Origin of the sequence: Parahaliea mediterranea, from assembly GCF_017255185.1 — a bacterium.
In the GTDB taxonomy this organism is placed as follows: Bacteria; Pseudomonadota; Gammaproteobacteria; order Pseudomonadales; family Halieaceae; genus JAFKCZ01.
The window spans coordinates 1-18,647 of sequence record NZ_JAFKCZ010000008.1 but is presented as its reverse complement, the minus strand read 5'-3'; the positions used below and the strand labels follow the sequence as shown (position 1 = coordinate 18,647).

The 18,647-nt window shown below is 66.0% G+C and carries 16 protein-coding genes, 1 tRNA gene and 2 pseudogenes; 9 read left to right on the top strand and 10 right to left on the bottom strand.

Annotation, left to right across the window (positions count from 1 at the left end):
• Positions 1-54: 54 nt before the first annotated feature.
• The 6 genes from JYP50_RS11935 to greB form a co-directional block, all read right to left on the bottom strand.
• Positions 55-2,622: a TonB-dependent receptor plug domain-containing protein gene (locus tag JYP50_RS11935; RefSeq protein ID WP_206560760.1), complete on the bottom strand. Its 2,568-nt coding sequence runs from the start codon at positions 2,620-2,622 to the stop codon at positions 55-57.
• Between the two features lie 68 nt (positions 2,623-2,690).
• Positions 2,691-5,510: a TonB-dependent receptor domain-containing protein gene (locus tag JYP50_RS11930; RefSeq protein WP_206560759.1), complete on the bottom strand. Its 2,820-nt coding sequence runs from the start codon at positions 5,508-5,510 to the stop codon at positions 2,691-2,693.
• On the bottom strand, positions 5,507-6,496 hold the full coding sequence (locus tag JYP50_RS11925; protein WP_206560758.1) for a FecR family protein: 990 nt from the start codon (positions 6,494-6,496) through the stop codon (positions 5,507-5,509). The genes JYP50_RS11930 and JYP50_RS11925 overlap by 4 nt, the downstream gene beginning before the upstream one ends.
• Complete coding sequence (locus JYP50_RS11920; RefSeq protein ID WP_206560757.1) at positions 6,486-7,019, bottom strand: RNA polymerase sigma factor; 534 nt, start codon at positions 7,017-7,019, stop codon at positions 6,486-6,488. The genes JYP50_RS11925 and JYP50_RS11920 overlap by 11 nt, the downstream gene beginning before the upstream one ends.
• An 86-nt stretch (positions 7,020-7,105) precedes the next feature.
• Positions 7,106-8,413: a spinster family MFS transporter gene (locus JYP50_RS11915; protein ID WP_206560756.1), complete on the bottom strand. Its 1,308-nt coding sequence runs from the start codon at positions 8,411-8,413 to the stop codon at positions 7,106-7,108.
• Positions 8,414-8,474: 61 nt separating this feature from the next.
• Positions 8,475-8,981 (bottom strand): transcription elongation factor GreB, encoded by a 507-nt coding sequence (gene greB, locus JYP50_RS11910; protein ID WP_206560755.1) that lies wholly within the window; start codon positions 8,979-8,981, stop codon positions 8,475-8,477.
• A 106-nt stretch (positions 8,982-9,087) separates the two neighbouring features.
• On the opposite strand from greB, the gene JYP50_RS21840 reads away from it, so the two are divergent.
• From JYP50_RS21840 to JYP50_RS11875, 8 genes are all read left to right on the top strand, one after another.
• A complete protein-coding gene (locus JYP50_RS21840) occupies positions 9,088-9,774 on the top strand; it encodes a class I SAM-dependent methyltransferase (RefSeq protein ID WP_241263095.1) in 687 nt (228 codons plus the stop codon).
• Between the two features lie 31 nt (positions 9,775-9,805).
• The gene (locus JYP50_RS11905) at positions 9,806-10,675 is read left to right on the top strand and encodes a M23 family metallopeptidase (RefSeq protein ID WP_347136776.1); all 870 of its coding nucleotides are present in this window, start codon (positions 9,806-9,808) and stop codon (positions 10,673-10,675) included.
• A 69-nt stretch (positions 10,676-10,744) separates the two neighbouring features.
• A complete protein-coding gene (locus JYP50_RS11900; protein WP_206560753.1) occupies positions 10,745-10,930 on the top strand; it encodes a Trm112 family protein in 186 nt (61 codons plus the stop codon).
• 149 nt (positions 10,931-11,079) lie between these two features.
• Entirely contained in the window at positions 11,080-11,427 is a 348-nt protein-coding gene (locus tag JYP50_RS11895; protein ID WP_206560752.1) for a histidine triad nucleotide-binding protein, read from the top strand.
• A 29-nt stretch (positions 11,428-11,456) separates the two neighbouring features.
• A complete protein-coding gene (alaS, locus tag JYP50_RS11890; RefSeq protein WP_206560751.1) occupies positions 11,457-14,057 on the top strand; it encodes an alanine--tRNA ligase in 2,601 nt (866 codons plus the stop codon).
• Between the two features lie 374 nt (positions 14,058-14,431).
• Positions 14,432-15,673: an aspartate kinase gene (locus JYP50_RS11885; RefSeq protein ID WP_206560750.1), complete on the top strand. Its 1,242-nt coding sequence runs from the start codon at positions 14,432-14,434 to the stop codon at positions 15,671-15,673.
• A 172-nt stretch (positions 15,674-15,845) separates the two neighbouring features.
• Complete coding sequence (csrA, locus tag JYP50_RS11880) at positions 15,846-16,049, top strand: carbon storage regulator CsrA (RefSeq protein WP_206560749.1); 204 nt, start codon at positions 15,846-15,848, stop codon at positions 16,047-16,049.
• 87 nt (positions 16,050-16,136) lie between these two features.
• A tRNA-Ser gene (locus tag JYP50_RS11875) sits at positions 16,137-16,226 on the top strand.
• A gap of 199 nt (positions 16,227-16,425) precedes the next feature.
• On the opposite strand, the pseudogene JYP50_RS22280 reads toward JYP50_RS11875, so the two are convergent.
• Positions 16,426-16,869 (bottom strand): annotated as a pseudogene (locus JYP50_RS22280) (tyrosine-type recombinase/integrase); the annotation flags it as partial.
• On the opposite strand from JYP50_RS22280, the gene JYP50_RS21835 reads away from it, so the two are divergent.
• The gene (locus JYP50_RS21835) at positions 16,870-17,070 is read left to right on the top strand and encodes a hypothetical protein (RefSeq protein WP_241263094.1); all 201 of its coding nucleotides are present in this window, start codon (positions 16,870-16,872) and stop codon (positions 17,068-17,070) included.
• A gap of 33 nt (positions 17,071-17,103) precedes the next feature.
• Here JYP50_RS21835 and JYP50_RS22275 read toward each other — a convergent pair.
• The 3 genes and pseudogenes from JYP50_RS22275 to JYP50_RS11855 form a co-directional block, all read right to left on the bottom strand.
• Positions 17,104-17,562: pseudogene (locus tag JYP50_RS22275) on the bottom strand (Arm DNA-binding domain-containing protein); the annotation flags it as partial.
• Positions 17,534-17,746: an excisionase family protein gene (xisR, locus tag JYP50_RS11860; protein WP_206560748.1), complete on the bottom strand. Its 213-nt coding sequence runs from the start codon at positions 17,744-17,746 to the stop codon at positions 17,534-17,536. The pseudogene JYP50_RS22275 and the gene xisR, both read right to left, overlap by 29 nt.
• A 109-nt stretch (positions 17,747-17,855) precedes the next feature.
• Positions 17,856-18,524: a S24 family peptidase gene (locus JYP50_RS11855; protein ID WP_206560747.1), complete on the bottom strand. Its 669-nt coding sequence runs from the start codon at positions 18,522-18,524 to the stop codon at positions 17,856-17,858.
• Between the last annotated feature and the right edge of the window lie 123 nt (positions 18,525-18,647).

The window sequence follows — 18,647 nt, the reverse complement described above, 5'->3', positions numbered from 1 at the left end:
CTGAAAAAAACGGGCCGCTGGAGACAGCGGCCCGTTTTTTGTCGGGGGAGGGTGTTACAGGCGGTAGTTGAGGTTGAGGTAGAGCATCCGCCCACGGGGGTCGTGTACCTTGGTGTCGTAGCCGAGCAGGTCCACCACGGCGGGCGGTTCCTCGTCGGTCACGTTGATGGCGCCGACCGCCAGCGTCGCCTCGCTCTCGCCCAGGGCAAAGGCGTAGGCGTAGCGCAGATCGACGGTGGCGTGGCTGTCGATCTCCAGTCCACTGTTGTCGTCGTCGTAGCTGTCGGTGTAGCGCAGGTAGGCCGTGGCGCTGTGCGCGCCCAGGGCCCAGTCCAGACTGATATTGCCCTTCCACTCTGGCAGTGAACGGGCGAAGTTCAGCTTGTTGCGGCTGCCCACGGCGTCGATGGTGTCGCTGCCGCCGCTCTCGCGCAGCTCGTATTTGTTGACCCAGGTCCACTGCGTGCCAAAGCGGAACAGCCCGGCGCCGCTATCCAGCCGATACTGTCCCGACAGGTCGATGCCATCGGTCTCCGCCGAGGAGGCGTTGATGAAGTCGGTCTGCACCAGGGTGATCAGGTTGCTGGCGGGGTCGCGGGTGACCGCGAGCTGCGCTGGCGTGCCGCTGAGGCCGGCCTGGGTGTCGGCCACTTCCTGGGCCACTACCGCGTCGGGCACCTGCTTGACGATCAGGTCCTCGTAGTCGTAGTACCAGTAGTCGAGGCTCAGCTCGAGGGTGTCGTTCTCCCAGGTGACCCCGAGGTTGACCACGTCCGCCTGTTCCGGGTCGAGGTCGGGATTGCCATTGGTCTGGGCGGAGCGGAACACCGTGCTGTCGGTCAGCGGGTCGTACATATTGGCCTGGGAGGCCTGGGTGGCGTCGGTCTGGAACAGTGAGGGCGCGCGGAAGGCGGTGCCGACGCTGCCGCGGAAGGAGAGCGTGTCGCTGGGCTGCCACAGCGCACCCAGTTTCGGGTCGAGGCTGTTCACGCCGTCGCCGTAGTCCTCGTAGCGGGCCGAGGCCTGCAGCTCCAGGTTGGCGGTCACCGGGATGCTGAACTCGGTGAACAGGGCGTAGATATCCCGCTCGGCATCGTAGTCGGGACCGCCGAACAGGGACAGGAACTCCTGGTTGTTGTAGTCCTCGCCCCAGTCGTGGGCCAGCTCCTCCCGCCGGTAGTGCGCGCCGAAGGCCGCCATCACCGTGCCGGCCTCCAGCTCGAACAGCTCTCCCGAGGTGATGGCGTCGAAGGTGAGCAGTGATGTTTCGCCATTCATGTCGGTGCTGCCGATCATATCGGCGATCACCGCGGGGTCGTTGTCGGCGCCCGCCAGGGGGTTCCAGTACTGGTTGTTGTCTGGCCCGCCGCGGCCGGCCAGGGCCGCCACGGCGCGGCTTTGCAGGGTGTCCGGGCGATCGTAGAACACTTCCTGTTCGCTGTAGCTGCCCTGCGCGGTCCAGTACCAGTCATTGGCGAACTGCCCCTCCAGGTTGCCCGCCACGCGCAGGGTGTCGTACTCGTTGCGCGCCACCGAGGGGCCGGCCTCCGCACCCTGGATGCGGCCAAAGTAGCTGACATCCTCGCCCCACAGGTTGCCGGGGTTGTCCTCGGGCACGGTGGGGAAGAAGGTCAGGAAGGGGAAGGACGGCGAGGCGATGTGCTCCACCTCGGTCTTGTTGTAGGCCAGCTCCAGGCGGCCGGACACGGTTTCGGAGAAGTCGTGCCGGGCGGTGGCGAACAATTGTGTGCGCTGCTCGTCGGGAGACAGGTCGAAGTAGGGCGAGTAGTCGAAGCCGCAGAAGCCGTTGTCGCGGGGAAAGCCGCCGACCGTGCCGCAGCCGGGGTCCATGACAAAGCCGCCGCTGGTGAGAAAGGTGCCGGGATGGCCCAGGCTGGACAGGGCGGTGCCTTCGGTGAAGTCGCGGTCGGCGGAGTACATGGCCTCGCGATCGAAATAGCTGGCGGCGAGCATGAGGTGGGTGCTGTCGTTGCCGCCGCCCCAGATCGCGCCGAACTCCGCATCACTGTGGTCGCCGTGCTCCGCCGCCTGGTAGTTGGCCTGGATCTCGAAACCGTCGAAGTTGTCGCGGCTGATGAAGTTGACCACCCCGGCCACGGCGTCGGAGCCGTAGGTGGCGGCGGCGCCGTCCTTGAGGATTTCCATGCGCTCGATGGCGATGAAGGGCAGCAGCGAGTTGGTATCCACGAAACTGGAGCCATCGGTGGCCGCGACTGCGCTCAGTGTCTGGCGCTGGCCGTTGATCATCACCAGGGTGGACCCGAGCCCCAGGTTGCGCAGGTTGATATTGGAGGTGCCGCTGGTCAGGGGCTGGGCCAGGTTGTCCACCTGGAACTCGGCGCCGCTGTTCTCGGGCAGATTCTTGACCACGTCGACCACCGTGGCAGCGCCCTGGTCGAGCATGTCCTCCCGGCCCACCACGCTCAACGGCGAGGGCGAGTCGAACTGGCTGGGGCGGCGGATATGGCTGCCGGTGACGACCACTTCCTCCAGCGCCGGGCTGTTGCCCTGCGCTTGCAGGCTGGCCGGTAGCGGCAGCAGGATGAAGCCGGCGGCGGCCAGCAGGGAATGGGTGGCGGGTTTGGCTTTATGTTTTGTCATTGCGAGCGCTCCTTGGTTGAACCTCTTATCCAGGACGGTCGCCGCGGTGATTCACCCCACCTCGGTAATCAACGTTGCCACTCTACACTCAGGTACCACACCCGCCCCCGCGGATCGTGGGTGTGGGCGTCGTAGCCCAGGAAGGTGTTCACGGCGGGGGGATCGCGATCAGTGACGTTGTACACGCCCAGAGCCAGATCGGCGCCCCCGGGCAGCAGGCCGGGCCAGGCGGCGTGCAGGTCGAGGGTGACCTGGCTGGCAATGTCCTCGCCGCGGTTGCGGTCGTCGCGGTAGCCGGAAACCCCGTTCAGTCGCGCCCGGGTCTCGAATCGCGGGCCCCGCCAGCCGAACCAGGCGTTGGCTTTGAGCCGCGGCAGGGCGCGCGCCGCGGGGGTGCCGGCGTTGCGGCTGCCGGCGCCCTCGAACACCGCCCCGCTGGCGTCGCGAATGCGAAAGCGCTCGGTCCAGGTCCAGGACAGGCCCGTGTCCAGTGCGCCGCTGCCCCAGGGCAGTTGCGCGCCGAGGGCGCCGTCGAGGCCGATGCTGCGGATGTCTGCTGCGTTGACGAAATCGGCGCGGATCTCGGTGATCTGGCCGTTGGCCGGGTCGCGGCTGACCTTGGCGATGGCTGCCGGATCTCCCGCCCGGGCGTCCTCGAGAATGGTCTGCGGCGACTCCTTGAGGGTCACGTTGCGGTAGTCGTAGTACCACAGGTCGAGCCCTGCATAGATACCCCGCGGGTCGCGGTATTCAAAGCCGGCGGTGGCAATGCGGGCGGTGGCCGGCGACAGGTCGCGGCGGCCGCTGGTGATCACGTTGGCGAATTGCGGCGTGCCCGGCGTGATGCCGTCGCTGATCGCCACCGGCACCGCCTGGCTGGCCTGGGTCTGGAACAGCGACGGCGCGCGAAAGGCCCGCCCCCAGGTCAGCCGCAGGGCGCTGCGCGACCCTGCCTGCCAGTTGAGCGCGAGCTTGGGCGACAGCGCGCCCCGGGCGCCGCCGGCGTGCTCGTAGCGTCCGGCGAGTTGCAGGTCGAGGGTGTCGGTGGGGGACAGCAGCAACTCGCTGTACAGCGCGGACACGTCGCGGCTGCCGCTGAAATCCGGCCCGCCGCCGAGGCTGAGAAACTGCTTGTCGTTGTAGACCTGGGCGAAGTGCTGTGACAGCCACTCGCGGCGGAACTGCCCGCCGAGGGCGAAGCGCGCCGGTGTTCCCGCCAGGGTCAGGTCGTGGCTCGAGGCCGACAGGTCGAACGCGACCAGGCGCGACTGGCCGCGCATGCCCCAGTCGGCGAACAGGGCCTCGACCACCTCCGGGTCGTTGACGGCGCCGTGCCGGGGGTTCCAGTAGGCGTTGTGCTGCGGCCCGCCGCGGCCATCCAGCGCCGCCTGCAGTTCGTCGCGCACCGTATCGGTGCGGCCGTAGCGCGTGCGGCTGTAACTGAAATTGACTCCCGCCTGCAGGTGGACCGGATACTCCGTGCGGCTGAATTCGAGACGCGCGAAATCGCTGCGATAGCGGCTGCGGGAGCGCGAGGCGCCGGCTTCCGCGCCCAGGACCCGGCCGTAGAACCGCACGTCCTCGCCGAAGTCGTTGCCCGGGTTGTGCGCCGGCACCAGCGGGAGGGTGTTGGCAAAGGGAAAGGAGGGGGTGGCGTGCACCCAGACCTCGGCGGCGTTGTGGCTCAGGGTGGCGGTGACGCGGCTGCCGTCGCGCCAGGTGTGTTCCAGGCGGGTGTATAGCCGCCGGCGCCGCTCCTCGGGGCTGAGGTCGAAGTAGGGCGATGAGTCGAACAGGCAGTAGGGGTTGCCGGGCCGTATTTCACCACCGGCCACGCCGCAGTCCGGGTCCCGTACCAGGCCCTCCTTCGAGGTCAGGTAGGTGCCGGGTTGCCCCAGGCTGCTGATTACCGTGTGATCCGGGTAGTCCCGGTCGGTGGTGAGCAGCGCATCCTGCTGTTCCAGGCTCAGCGCCAGGATGCCGCTGCTGTTGCCGCCGGGTAGCGCGCCGCCAAACAGGGCGCCGAGGCGGGTGTTGTCCTGTCCGCTGCGGCTGGTGGCTGAATGGCGCAGGGCCAGTTCCACGCCGCGAAAGCCGTGACGCGGGATCACATTGACGACCCCGGCGACGGCGTCGGAGCCGTAAGTGGCGGAGGCGCCGTCGCGCAACACGTCGATGCGCCCGATGGCGATTTCGGGCACCAGGGCGTTGACGTCGACGAAAGTCTCGCCCTGGGTGGTGGCCACCGGCACGTCGACCTGGCGCTGGCCGTCGAGCAGTACCAGCGTGGTGCCGAGGCCCAGGTTGCGCAGGTTGATGGCGGCGGTGCCGGCGGTCAGGGGCTGGTTGAGGTTGTTGATCTGGATCTCCGCCCCCGAGTTGATCGGCAGCTGCTGCAAGACCCGGGGCAGGCTGACGTGGCCCTCGGCGCGCAGCGTGGCTCGCGGCACCATGGTGACCGGCGACAGGCCGCCGCGATCCGCCGGCAGACCCAGGTGGGAGCCGGTGACCAGGATCTCCTCCCGCGGCGGTACGGATGCAGCGCGCTGTTCGCCGGGCTCCGCGCTCACCCGGTAGATGACCAGGGTGCCCGCGTCGCTGTAGCGAAAGGCCAGGTCGGTATCGCGCAGCAGGGTGGTGATGGCCGCCTCGACGCTCTCTGCATCGCTGACCGCCGGCGCCTGCAGGCCCGCGGTGAGTTCGGAGGCAAAGATGATCTGCAAGCCCGCCAGCCGCGACAGCTCCAGCAGCGCCCGATCCAGCGGTTGGGCGGGGAGTTGGTAGGGGGGCTGGTAGGAAAGAGGCTCGGCCGCCGCAGGGGGCGGGGCCGCCAGCAGACCGGCCAGGCACAGCAGGCAGGCGGCGAGCAGGTGCGGGGCGTCGTTCACCGCACCCGGATATGGATGCCCGAGGCGGTGTGGACCACCCGGGCGGGCAGGGCGTCCTCCACATCCCTGAGTACCGCGTCGACATCGCCGAAGTGGTCAAAAGAAGCCGTGATCGACTGCTTGCCGAGCTGGCTGCTGGCGATGTAAATGGGGGTGTCGCTGTAGCGGTTGAGGTCCGCCACCAGTTGCCGCAACGGCTCCCGGAAGTAGTCGCGCCGGCCTTCCCGCCAGGGCGCGGCGCCGGTGCCGGCCAGGGACGTCAGCGCCAGGGCGCTGCCGTCGTCGCGATAGCCGGAGGCCTGGCCCGCGGCCAGTTCCAGCGCGCTGTGCGGGTCCTCCCGCTGGATGGCGACCCGGCCGTGGGCGACCGCCACGCGCACCGCGTCCTCGCCCAGGCTCACATTGAAGGCGGTGCCCAGAGCGCGGGCGCTGACCCCGCCGGCGCTCACCGTGAACGGGCGCCGGGGGTCGCTGGCCACGTCGAAGAAAGCCTCGCCGCGCAGCAGCGCCAGCCGGCGCTGGGCGGGTGCGTAGCGCACCGTGACCCGGGAATGGGCCCCCAAAGTCACGGTGCTGCCGTCGGCGAGTTCGATGCTGCGAATTTCTCCGCGGTCGGTGCTGTAGTAGGCGGGTTCGCCCGGGGCGGTTGTCGTTGGATCGGTAAAGAGCTGCGCGGCCCCGGCAAACAGCAGGGCCAGCACCACGCTGGCCGCCAGCGCCCAGCGCCAGCGCTGGACCGGGAGCCGTTGCTCCGGGGGCGGCGCCGGCTCGCCTGTCGCCGCCCGCTCGGTCCGCAACACGGCCTCGCGGGCGAGGTCGAGTTCTCCCCACAGGCGGCAGACCGATTCAAAGGCCCGCGCGTGCTCGGGGGAGGCTTCCAGCCAGGCGCGCAGGGCCGCGTAATCGGCTTCCCCGGCCTCGCCGGAGGACATGCGCAGTAGCCAGTCGCGGGCCTGGGCGCGTGTGTCGGCGTGATCAGCGATCATCGGCGCCCTCCGTCAGTTCGCGATCCAGTTGCGCCAGCGCCTGCGACATGTGTTTTTCCACCATGCCCTGGCTGATGCCCAGGTGGTGGGCCACCTCGCGGTAGGTGAGCTGGCGGTACTTGTGCAGTACGAAGACCTGGCGGCGCTTGGGCGGCAGGCGGCGCACCGCGGCCTCCAGCGCGCGCAGGCGCTCCCGGGACACCAGGGACGCGGGCAGGTCGTCACCGGGTGTCGCGGTGTCGAGATCGGCGGCCTGGGCCCGGGCGGTGTTGCCGCGGCTGGTGGCGGCGCGCAGCTTGTCCACCGCGAGGTTGCGGGCCATGCGGTACAGGTAGGCGACCGGTGAGCGCGCGCGGGCAAAGGCGCGCGCGGGGGCGCTGTGCTCCGCCGCCAGGCGCAGGAAGGTTTCCTGTACCACGTCCTCCGCCTCTTCGTCCTGGCCGATTTTGCGGGCCACGTAGCGCTGCAGGGACTGACGGTGTTCGCTGTACAGGTGTTCCAGTTTATTTTTATTGGGGTCCATGGGCGCAGACCCTACCACAGGGCGCACGGTTCGCGAACTCGTGGCGGTGGTCGCGGGGAGCGCCGGAACAGCCCTGGTCGCGCCCATTAAACCGCGGCCTCCGCCCGCCGGAAGGCCGCCAGCCCCTGCCACGCCAGCAGCGCGGCCAGCGGGCACACCAGCAGCGGCAACAGCGCCAGGGACTGGTGCAGGGCGGCGTCGTCCTGGAACAGGAAATCGGTCAGCATCGCCACAGCCGAGGGCCCGAGGGCGAGACCGAAGAAGTTGGTACAGAACAGCAGCAGGGCCGAGGCCTGGGCGCGCATTCGGTTGGGGGTGATGAACTGCAGCGCGGCGACCCCCACGCCGTAGTAGGCGTTGAGGCAAAACACGATCGGTACCGCCGCCAGCAGCGCCAGGGAACTGGAGGGCGCCAGCGGCCCCAGGATGGCGGGCACCAGCCACAGCAGGGCGATGCCGAGGATGATGCGCAGCGGGGCGTCGCCGTGGCCGCGCGCCATCAGCGGCTGCACACACCAGCCCGCGGCCAGGGTGCCGAGGCTGCCGGCCACCAGGAAGATGGCGCCGAACTGCGTGCCCGCAGTCTCCCGGGGCACGCCGAAACTGCGGATCAGGAATTCCGGGTACCAGGCCATGGTGCCGTAGCCCAGGATCGACAGCAGCGACAGCGAGCCGATCACCCCCAGATAGGCCCGGCGGTGGGCGCGAAACTGCCGGCCGATGTCGGCCAGGGTGGCGTGGTCGCCGGGGGCGGCGCTCAGCCCGGCGCGCCGGGGCGGCTCCTTCAGCATCGCCAGCAACAGGGTCAGCAACAGGCCCGGGGCGCCCACCGCGACAAAGGTCATCTGCCAGGCGGACACCTCGCCCCAACCGGGCACCACCATTGGCTCCATGGTGGCGAACCAGGCGTAGGCGGCGCCGCCCACCACATAGGCCAGGCCGCCGCCCAGGGTGATGCCCAGGCTGTAGATGGCCAGGGCCCGGGCCAGCTTGTCCTTGGGAAACAGGTCGCCAAGCAGGGAGAAGGCGGCGGGCGACAGCGCCGCCTCGCCCACCCCGACCCCGATGCGGGTCACGAACAGGGTGCCGAAACTGCGCGCGGCGCCGCACAGGCAGGTCATCAGGCTCCAGCAGAAGATGCCGATGCTGATGATCCACTTGCGGTTGTGGCGGTCCGCCAGCCGGGCGATGGGCAGGCCGAGCACGATGTAGAACATCGAGAAGGCGAAGCCGTGCAGCAGGCTGTACTGGAAGTCGCTGATCGCGAACTCGTCGCGGATCGGCCCGATCAGCACCGCCATCACATTGCGGTCAATGAAGGAGAGGATGTAGGCCAGTAACAGCAGCGCCAGGGCGTAGTTGGCCTGGCGGCGGTCCGGGTAGTCTGCGGGCAAGGTGGAAACTCCTGTTTTTATTGTTGTGACGCTAGCCGGCCGGGTTTACCCCACCCCATTTCTATCCGGTCGCGGCGTAGCGGATCTCGGTAATCAGGAAGCGGCGCTCGCCGGTGGGGCTGCGCACGGTGATTTCGTCGTCCAGCCGCCGCCCCAGCAGGGAGCGCGCCATGGGCGAGTCCATGCTCAGCTTGCCCGCGGCCAGGTCGAACTCGTCGGGGCCGACGATGCGCCAGGTCTGCTCCGCGCCGTCGTCGTCCTCCAGGGTGACCCAGGCGCCGAAAAACACCTTGTCGGTGTCGTCCGGGGTGCGCGACACCACCTGCAGTTCGTCCAGGCGCTTGTTGAGGAAGCGCACCCGGGAGTCGATCTCCCGCAGGCGGCGCTTGCCGTAGATATAGTCCCCGTTTTCCGAGCGGTCGCCATTCTTGGCCGCCTCGTGCACGGTTTGCGTGACCACGGGGCGCTCCACCTTCCACAATTGGTGTAGCTCGGCCCGCAGGACCTGTTCGCCCTCGGGAGTGATGTAGGCCGAGCCTCTTCGGCGCGGCGGTCGATATCTGCCCATGCCGCGCATTTTAGCGCCGCTCGCGCCCGGGGCAATAGCGGGCGCTTGCCTTCCCCCGATGGGAATGTTCTATGCTCGCTGTTTGCAAACTGGAGCTAGCCACGCAATGGATGAGAATCACAACAGCGCCGCCCTGGCGGGTCAGCTGCGCTGCCCCCACGGCTCCGAGGCCGTGGCGATAGGGGCGCGAATGGCGCGCAACAATGCCGGTCCGATCACCCAGGCGATCGACTGGCTGGCTCCCGCCAATGGGGATCGGGTGCTGGAAGTGGGGCCGGGCAGCGGGGCGCACATCCCATTGATACTCGAACGCGGCGATGCCATTCGCTACCAGGGCTTGGACCTGTCGGCGCCGATGGTGGCCGAGGCGGTTGCCAGCCAGGGTGCGTGGATCGAGACGGGGCGGGCGCGTTTCCAGCAGGGCAGTTCCGAGGCCATGCCTTTTGCCGATGCGGCATTTGACAGCTTGCTCTGCGTCAATACTCTCTATTTCTGGGAGCGCCCGCAGGATCACCTGGCGGAGATGCGGCGGGTGCTGCGACCCGGCGGGCGTTTGTGTCTGGCCTACGGCGACCGGGACTTCATGAGTGCCTTGCCGTTCAGTCGCCACGGTTTTCGCCTGTATGGCCGCCCGCAGGGGGAGGCGCTGCTGGCCGTGGCGGGCTTTGACACCATTGAGCACCGTTCGTACTGTGAGACTGGTGGCAGCAACAGCGGTGGCGAGGTGCAAAAGCGCTTCCATTTGCTGCGCGCCCGCCGGCCGGTGCTGGACCTTGCGACCAGCCCCTGCTAGAAATGGGGCTCATATTAACTGGAGACTCGCTGTGCCTGCACTTCCCAAGTTTCGCCCCTTGTTGACCGCTATTGCCCTGGGGGGCGCGGTGTTGGTTTGCGCGCCCGTGTCCGCTGCCTGCCTGGACTGGCGGGGCGAGTTGCGCCAGGGCGGACTGGTGTCGGCGCGGGTGGCGCCGGGAACCGAGGTCAGCCTGGCCGGCGAGCCGCTGGACGTGCTGGAGGACGGCACCGTGTTCGCCGGATTCGGCCGCGACGCGCCCGCTACCGCGGAGCTGGTGGTCGGCGGCGCCTCGCCCTGCACCCAGACCCTGGCCGTGGCCCAGCGCGAGTACAAGATCCAGCGGGTGGAGGGGGTGCCCCAGCGCACCGTGACCCCGTCGCCGGAGCACCAGGAGCGGATCGCCCGCGAGCGCGCCCTGGTGGGGGCCGCCAAGGGCCGCGAACTCCGGCGGCCGGAGTTGCTGCGGGGGGCCCTGGCGGGTTTCGACTGGCCGGTGACCGGCCCCATTTCCGGGGTCTACGGCAGTCAGCGTTTCTACAACGGCGTGCCCCGCAGCCCCCACTACGGGGTGGACGTGGCGGTGCCCACCGGCACCGAGGTGCGGGCCCCGGCATCGGGGGTGGTGACCCTGGCGGAGCCTGACCTGTTTTACTCCGGCGGCACCATCATCCTCGACCACGGCTACCGCCTGTCCTCGTCCTTCCTGCACCTGAGCAAGGTGCGGGTGGCGGTGGGTGACGAGGTGAGCGCCGGGGACGTCATCGGCGAGGTGGGCGCCACCGGGCGCGCCACCGGCCCCCACCTGGACTGGCGCATGAGCTGGCGCGGGCACCGTATCGACCCGCAATTGCTGGTGCCCCCCATGCCGCAACCCGGGCAGGCCACCGGGGGCCACTGAGCCGGCGGTGCAACTGCGGGCCAAATGCCCGTATAATGGCCGGCCGTTTTGAACATCCGGACCGGATTCATGATCGACGAAAAGTTGTTGAGCATCCTGGTGTGCCCCGTGAGCAAGGCGCCGCTGGAGTATGACAGGGATAAAGAGGAGCTGCTGTGCAAGGCCTCCGGCCTGGCCTACCCGGTGCGCGACGGCATCCCGGTGATGCTGGAGAGCGAGGCCCGCCAACTCACCGCCGACGAGAAACTGGGCTGAGCATCGAGGTCAGTGGATGTGACCCTACAGGCGCCGGCAACACCCCCCTGTAGGGTCGAATTCATTCGGCCACCCAGCGCGGAACATTACCAGGCCAAATTCATTCGGCCAAAATACCCCGGCAGCTAACCAGGGAGACCCCCGAACCCATGTCCGACACCATCTTCGGCAAAATCGTCAACGGCGATATCCCCACCGAGTTCGTCTACGAGGACGAGCACTGCGTGGCCATCAACGATATCCATCCCCAGGCGCCGGTGCACGTGCTGGTCATCCCCCGCAAGGCGATCGAGAAACTCTCCGACGCGCAGGATGACGACCAGGCCCTGCTGGGCCACCTGATGCTGGCCGCGGGCAAGGTCGCCCGGCAGCTCGGCGTGGACGACGCCTTCCGCCTGATCGTCAACAACGGCGGCGGGGCGGGGCAGACCGTGTTCCACCTGCACCTGCACATCCTGGCGGGCTCCACCCTCGCAGAGAGCCGCATGCTCGGCTGAGCCGCTTCTTTTCCATTCCGAGACCGACTATGAAGACCGTAGAGATACGCGAAGCCTTCCTTGCCTTTTTTGAGCGCCAGGGCCACACCCGGGTACCCTCCAGTTCGCTGGTACCCGCCAACGACCCGACCCTGCTGTTCACCAACGCGGGCATGAACCAGTTCAAGGACACCTTCCTGGGCACCGACCCGCGCCCCTACAACCGCGCCGCCAGCAGCCAGCGCTGCGTGCGCGCCGGGGGCAAGCACAACGACCTGGAAAACGTCGGCTACACCGCGCGTCACCACACCTTCTTCGAGATGCTGGGCAACTTCAGCTTCGGCGATTACTTCAAGCGCGAGGCCATCCGCTTCGCCTGGCAGTTCCTCACCGAGGAGATGCAGCTGCCGAAGGAGCGCCTGTGGGTGACCTGCCACGTCTCCGACGACGAGGCCGAGCGCATCTGGGTCGAGGACATCGGTTTCCCCGCGGAGCGCATCTCCCGGCTGGACGAGGACAACTTCTGGCAGATGGGCGACACCGGCCCCTGCGGCCCCTGTTCCGAGATTTTCTACGACCACGGTCCCGAGGTCCCCGGCGGGCCGCCCGGCAGCGAGGACGACGACCTCGACCGCTACATCGAGATCTGGAACCTGGTGTTCATGCAGTACAACCGCGACGCCAGTGGCGAGATGCACCCGCTGCCGGCGCCCTCGGTGGATACCGGCATGGGCCTGGAGCGCATCGCCGCGGTGATGCAGGGCGTGCACAGCAACTACGAGATCGACCTGTTCCAGGCGCTGATCCGCGCCGCCGCCGGCATCCTGGGGGTGGACGACCTCGAACACGCCTCGCTGAAAGTGATCGCCGACCATATCCGCTCCTGCGCCTTCCTGGTCACCGATGGCGTGATGCCGGGCAACGAGGGTCGCGGTTACGTGCTGCGACGCATCATCCGCCGCGCGGTGCGCCACGGCAACAAGCTCGGCGCCACCGGCCCCTTTTTCCACCAACTGGTGTCGACCCTGGCGGCGGAAATGGGCGAGGCCTACCCGGAGCTGGTGAAGCTCCAGGCCCAGGTGGAGAAGGCCCTGCTGACCGAGGAGGAGCAGTTCGCCAAGACCCTCGACAACGGCCTGCAGATTCTCAACGACGCCCTGGAGCAGCTCGAGGGCGCCCAGATTCCCGGCGACGTGGTATTCCGGCTCTACGACACCTACGGTTTCCCCGTGGACCTCACCAACGACATCGCCCGCGAGCGCGGCCTGACCCTGGACATTGCCGGCTACGAGGCCGCGATGGCCGAACAGCGCAGCCGCTCCCAGGAAAGCGGTACCTTCAGGGTGGATTACAACGACGTGCTCAAGCTGGAGGGCAGCACCGAGTTCACCGGCTACGACGCGCTGACTGGGCAGGGCACCGTGAGCGCCCTGCTGCGCGATGGTGAGGCGGTGGACAGCCTGGCCGCGGACGAGTCCGGCGTGGTGGTGCTGGACCGCACGCCCTTCTACGCGGAGTCCGGTGGACAGGTGGGCGACACCGGCTACCTGAGTGCCGAGGGGCTGCGTCTGGAGGTGACCGATACCACCAAGGCCCAGGGCCACCACCTGCACCACGTCAAGGTGCTGTCGGGCAGCCTTAAAACCGGCGACCGCCTGGAAGCCACGGTGGACGGCAGTGTGCGCCAGCGCACCCGCCTCAATCACTCCGCCACCCACCTGCTGCACGCCGCCCTGCGCCAGGTGCTGGGCGAGCATGTGACCCAGAAGGGCTCGCTGGTGGACTCCGAGCGCCTGCGCTTCGACTTTTCCCACTTCGAGGCGGTCAAGGCCGAGGAGCTCAAGGCCATCGAGACCCTGGTCAACGCCCAGATTCGCGCCAACACCCCGGTCACCACCCGGCTGATGAGCATGGAGGAGGCCATGGCGGCCGGCGCCATGGCCCTGTTCGGGGAGAAGTACGGCGATAGCGTGCGGGTGCTCAGCATGGGCGAGAAGGACTTCTCGGTGGAGCTGTGCGGCGGCACCCACGTGGCGCGTACCGGGGACATCGGCCTGATGCGCATCTCCGCTGAATCTGGTGTCGCCTCCGGCGTGCGCCGCATCGAGGCGGTGACCGGCGCCGGGGCCCTGGCGGCGATCGACGCCCTGGAAGGGCAGCTCGGCCAGGTCTGCGAGGTGGTCAAGGCCGGCCGCGACAACGTCGCCGCCAAGGTCGGGGCCCTGCGGGCCGAGGCCCGCGAGCTGGAGAAGGAAGTGGCGCGGCTGAAACAGAAGCTGGCGACCTCCGCCGGCGGCGATCTCACCGCCGGCGCGGTGGAGGTGGCGGGGGTCAAGGTGCTGGCGGCCAGTGTCGACGGCGGCGACGCCAAGACCCTGCGCGACACCATGGACCAGTGCAAGAACAAGCTCGGCAGCGGGGTGATCCTGCTGGCGGCGGTGGACGGCGACAAGATCGCGCTGGCGGCCGGTGTCACCAAGGACCTGACCGGCCGCGTGCGCGCCGGCGACCTGATGAAGGAATTCGCCGGGCGCCTGGGCGGCAAGGGCGGCGGTCGCCCGGACATGGCCCAGGGCGGCGGCTCCGACGTGGCGGCCCTGGCCGATACGCTGAAAGCCGTCCCGGAGTGGGTCGCGCAGGAGCTGGGCTGAACCGTGAGCGAGCCAGGGCGGTCGAATGAATTCGACCCTACAGCAGTTGGACCCCGCCCCCCTGTAGGGCCGAATTCATTCGGCCAGGCAGATCGGAGCCCACCCCCTGTAGGGCCGAATTCATTCGGCCAGGCAGATCGGAGCCCGCTCCCTGTAGGGCCGAATTCATTCGGCCAAGCAGATCGGAGCCCACCCCCTGTAGGGCCGAATTCCTTCGGCCAGGCAGATCGGAGCCCACCCCCTGTAGGGCCGAATTCATTCGGCCATTCCGGTACTGTTCACACTTCCATCGAACGTTGCCCCGCAGCGGTTTTCAATCCCCATACTTTGTTGTTTAATGGCGCCCCTTTAAACACAGGGCGCAGAGCGAGCGCATGAGCCTGATCGTACAGAAATTCGGCGGAACCTCGGTAGGCAGCATCGAGCGTATCGAGCAGGTGGCCGAAAAAGTAGCCCGCTTCCAGGGCGAGGGCCACGAAGTGGTGGTGGTGGTCTCCGCGATGAGCGGCGAGACCAACCGCCTCATTGCCCTGGCCCATGAAATCCAGGACCGCCCGGTACCCCGTGAGATGGATGTGCTGGTGTCCACCGGCGAGCAGGTCACCACCGCGCTGCTGGCCATGGCGCTGAACAAGCGCGGGGTCAAGGCCAAGAGTTACAACGGCAGCCAGGTGCGCATTCTCACTGACGACGCCCACACCAAGGCGCGCATTCGCCAGATCGACGACGAGCGCCTGCACGCCGACCTGGACGAGGGCTACGTGGTCGTGGTCGCCGGTTTCCAGGGGGTGGACGAGAAGGGCAACATCACCACCCTCGGCCGCGGCGGCTCCGACACCACCGCGGTGGCCCTGGCGGCGGCCCTGAAGGCCGACGAGTGCCAGATCTACACCGATGTTGACGGCGTATATACCACCGATCCCCGGATCGTCGATGGCGCCCGCCGACTGGATCGCATCACCTTCGAGGAAATGCTGGAAATGGCCAGTATGGGCTCCAAGGTATTACAGATCCGTGCGGTGGAGTTCGCTGGCAAGTACAATGTCCCGCTGCGGGTCCTGCACAGCTTCCAGGAAGGCCCGGGCACACTGATTGCGCTGGAGGACAGTTCGCAAATGGAAACACCGACCATCGCCGGCATCGCCTTCAACCGCGACGAGGCCAAGCTGACCGTGCAGGGCGTGCCCGATATGCCCGGCGTGGCACACAGGATTCTCGGGCCCATTGGCGAGGCCAATGTCGAGGTGGACGTGATCGTGCAGAACGTGGCCGATGACAACACCACCGACTTCACCTTTACCGTGGGGCGCGGCGACCTGGCCAAGGCGGAAGAGATCCTGCAGCAGGTGGCGAGGGACATCAACGCCGAGGCGGTGACCTCAGACAGCAAGATCGCCAAGGTTTCGATCGTCGGTGTGGGCATGCGTTCCCACGCCGGTGTTGCCAGCCAGGCCTTCGCCGCCCTGGCCGAGGTGGGTATCAATATCCAGATGATCACCACCTCCGAGATCAAGATTTCGGTGATTATCGAGGAAAAATTCCTGGAGCTGGCGGTGCGTTCGCTGCATTCCGCTTTTGGGCTCAACAAGGAACCCGAAGACGAAACCGCTGCCTAACCATGAAGGACGGCACAGCCGCACAGACGGGCCGCGTGTTGCGTTTTCGTGAATCTGAACTAGTAATAGATAACAGCGATCACTCGCATCGCCCGGCCCTGCTAACGCGTGGGGGTGGCAGCTGTCGTGTGTTTGTCCTGTTAACAGACACACTACCGGAGAAAGGAAGCCTATGCTGATCTTGACACGCAGGGTTGGAGAGTCACTGATGGTTGGTGACGACATTACCGTGACCGTACTGGGGGTGAAAGGCAACCAGGTACGTATCGGCGTCAACGCCCCCCGCGACGTGGCTGTTCACCGTGAGGAAATCTACAACCGTATCCAGGACGGCGGGGAAGGCGAGCCGTCCAAAGACGAAGAATCTTCCTCTTAATCCGCCGCAACGCTTTGAATTTACAGCCGTTGTGGTATCATGCCGCGCCTGTGTCGATGGCATGGCGTTATCGCACCTGATATTTCCGGAGAGCTGGCCGAGTGGCTGAAGGCGCACCCCTGCTAAGGGTGTATAGGTTAATCCCTATCGAGGGTTCGAATCCCTCGCTCTCCGCCATATAACGGGTTGATTTACTTGAAATAAGATCTCTACCCTGTCCGGCTTGGGACCGTTTTGGGACCAAGCCCTTTCCCACCCCCAAACGCTCCGACACAAATTGCGCCATACCCGTAGCATCTTCGGAGATCCATCTGCCGTAGTGCTCATCGATCATACGGGTGCTGGTGTGGCCGACCTGACGAATAATCCACTCCTTCGGAATACCGGCCGTCAGCAGCTGACTGATGAAGGTGTGGCGCGCATTGTTCGGCCCGCGATAGCGCACTTTGGCTTTTTTAAGATGCGTGCTCCAAAAGCAATTTCTGACCGTGCCATCGGATCTGTGCGGCTTCATCGTATTGCTGTTTAAAAACACCACGCGTACTTCTTCGTCGAAGGTTTTTTTGTTGTCCCGTGACGTCACTTTCAGGCGACGCGGTGCCAGCTCTTCTGTGTAAGGACGCTGCGCCTGCAGCCATTCCAGGGCCGGCGTGATCAGTTCTACCTCCCGCGTGGAGCGTTTGGTTTTGGTTTGCTTGAAGCGTCCGCCGACTTTCGCGCGGCACACCTTGACCGTCCCGCGCTTGAGGTCGATGTCCTCCCAGGCGAGCGCAATCAACTCGGAGATTCTGAGCCCTGACCAAAAGGCGAAACCCATCATGTGGATTTCCTGCTGCCGTTTGGTCGGCGTCGACAAGATGGTTTCGATTTCGGTTTGAGTAAAAGGGTCGGGATCTTCCCGGTCACCGAGCGGCAGATTATCGATGGCCTCAACCGGCGAGTCATTGCGCACGTTATCCGCTTTGGCATCTTTGAAAATGCCGCGCAGAATAATCATGACTTCGTTGATGGTTTTGTTTGAGAGTGCGACCAGATCCAGTGCGATCCATTTCTCGATTTCTGTTTTCGTGATCGACGCGAGCCGGTGCGATCCCCAGCGAGGACGGATGTGATTTTCAACTTTGGATTTGTAGTTCACATAGGTTGATTGCGCGGTCCGTACTTTCTTGACGGACAACCAGAGGTCTAGTGCCTGGTCGACGGTGCGGTCACGGTGGGGGTTGCTGCCGAACTCGCGGCAGCGTTTGGAGTCGGGGAAGTGGTTGGCATAGTCGAAGACACCGCGACCAATCTCATACAGAATGGACGCGCGTTTGTTCTCGGCGAACTTGATGTTGGCTTTGGTGACATTGAGTCCTTTCAGCGTTTCGCGGCACCGCACACCGCGGTAGCGGAAATCGATCCGAATAGTGGAGCCGTGGATCTGAACACCATCGGGTAATTCCTGCGCCACCGTCTCGGTCGACGATGTGTTCTCTGGCTTGTCAGTGGTAGCCACTTTCCGTCCATTCATCGATTGCTCGCCAGTTGTACATGATGTTGCCGTCGGGGGCTTTCACCCAGTGCACGCCCTCGAGCCAGACACCTTGTACGCGTTTGTGCTTTTGGGCATCCAACCGGAAACCGGTGAGCTCGGTTAACTTTTTGCCCCGAATCCACTTCGGTAACGGCACACTGTAATCACGGGGGTCGTTCATACGGGTCTCGCAGAGTCGTCACATCGCAGTGCGCTAAAGATTAGCAGCGAGCTAATCAATGCGACAAGTGACCCTGCGGACTAAATGCTTACCACTGTGCTAAATCGCGCTATAGCGCTTCGCCCTTGAAGACGATGACACCGCACACGGTGGTGTTCCTATCCACCTTGATAATTCGATCGGGCCAATCCGGGTTGAGTGTCTTGAGATACTGTTTCCCTTCCTCTTCGATCCACTGTTTGAACGTCACTTCGCCGCTCGATTCGAGACGAACGACGACAAATTTGCCGTGACTGACCGGCGCAAAGGGGTCGACGAAAATCAGTTCACCCTCGCGAAATTTTGGCTCCATGCTGGCGCCACGCACGCGCAGCACGAAGGTCTCCTCACTGCATTTGACGGGGCAAATCAGAAGGTCGGTGGCGTAGGGGAGTGGCTCATGCTCAGAGAGGTTTTTATCGCCCTTTTTCCCCACCTGACTCCACGAAATAAGCCGGTGGTGGTTGTTCAGATTGGGGCCATCGCTGGCGCCGTAAGCTCGGGTGTCGTGATCGACGTCCATCCAACCGGGGGGCTTCTTCATGGCCGCCTCCAACTTGGCCGCCAGATCATCTCCGATACTGCGTGGCGTCCCTTTTTGCGTGGGTAGTTGATTGCGTACCTGGCTGAGGTAGGAGCTATTGGTCTCCGCGGCACGGGCGAGGCGTGCCGCCGAACCTGCTTCGCGAATGAGGATCTCGAGGTTTTTGAGCCGAATGGGGCTTTGCTTTCTTGTCATGTGGCTAGTACAAAAGGGAGACCCCCCAGCTTTGCTGGGGAGGCAAGCGAAGTTTGACAGTTCCAGAAGTCTCATAGTAACCCCCAAGTGTGAGCCGCCAAGCACCACACAAGGGAGTAACCA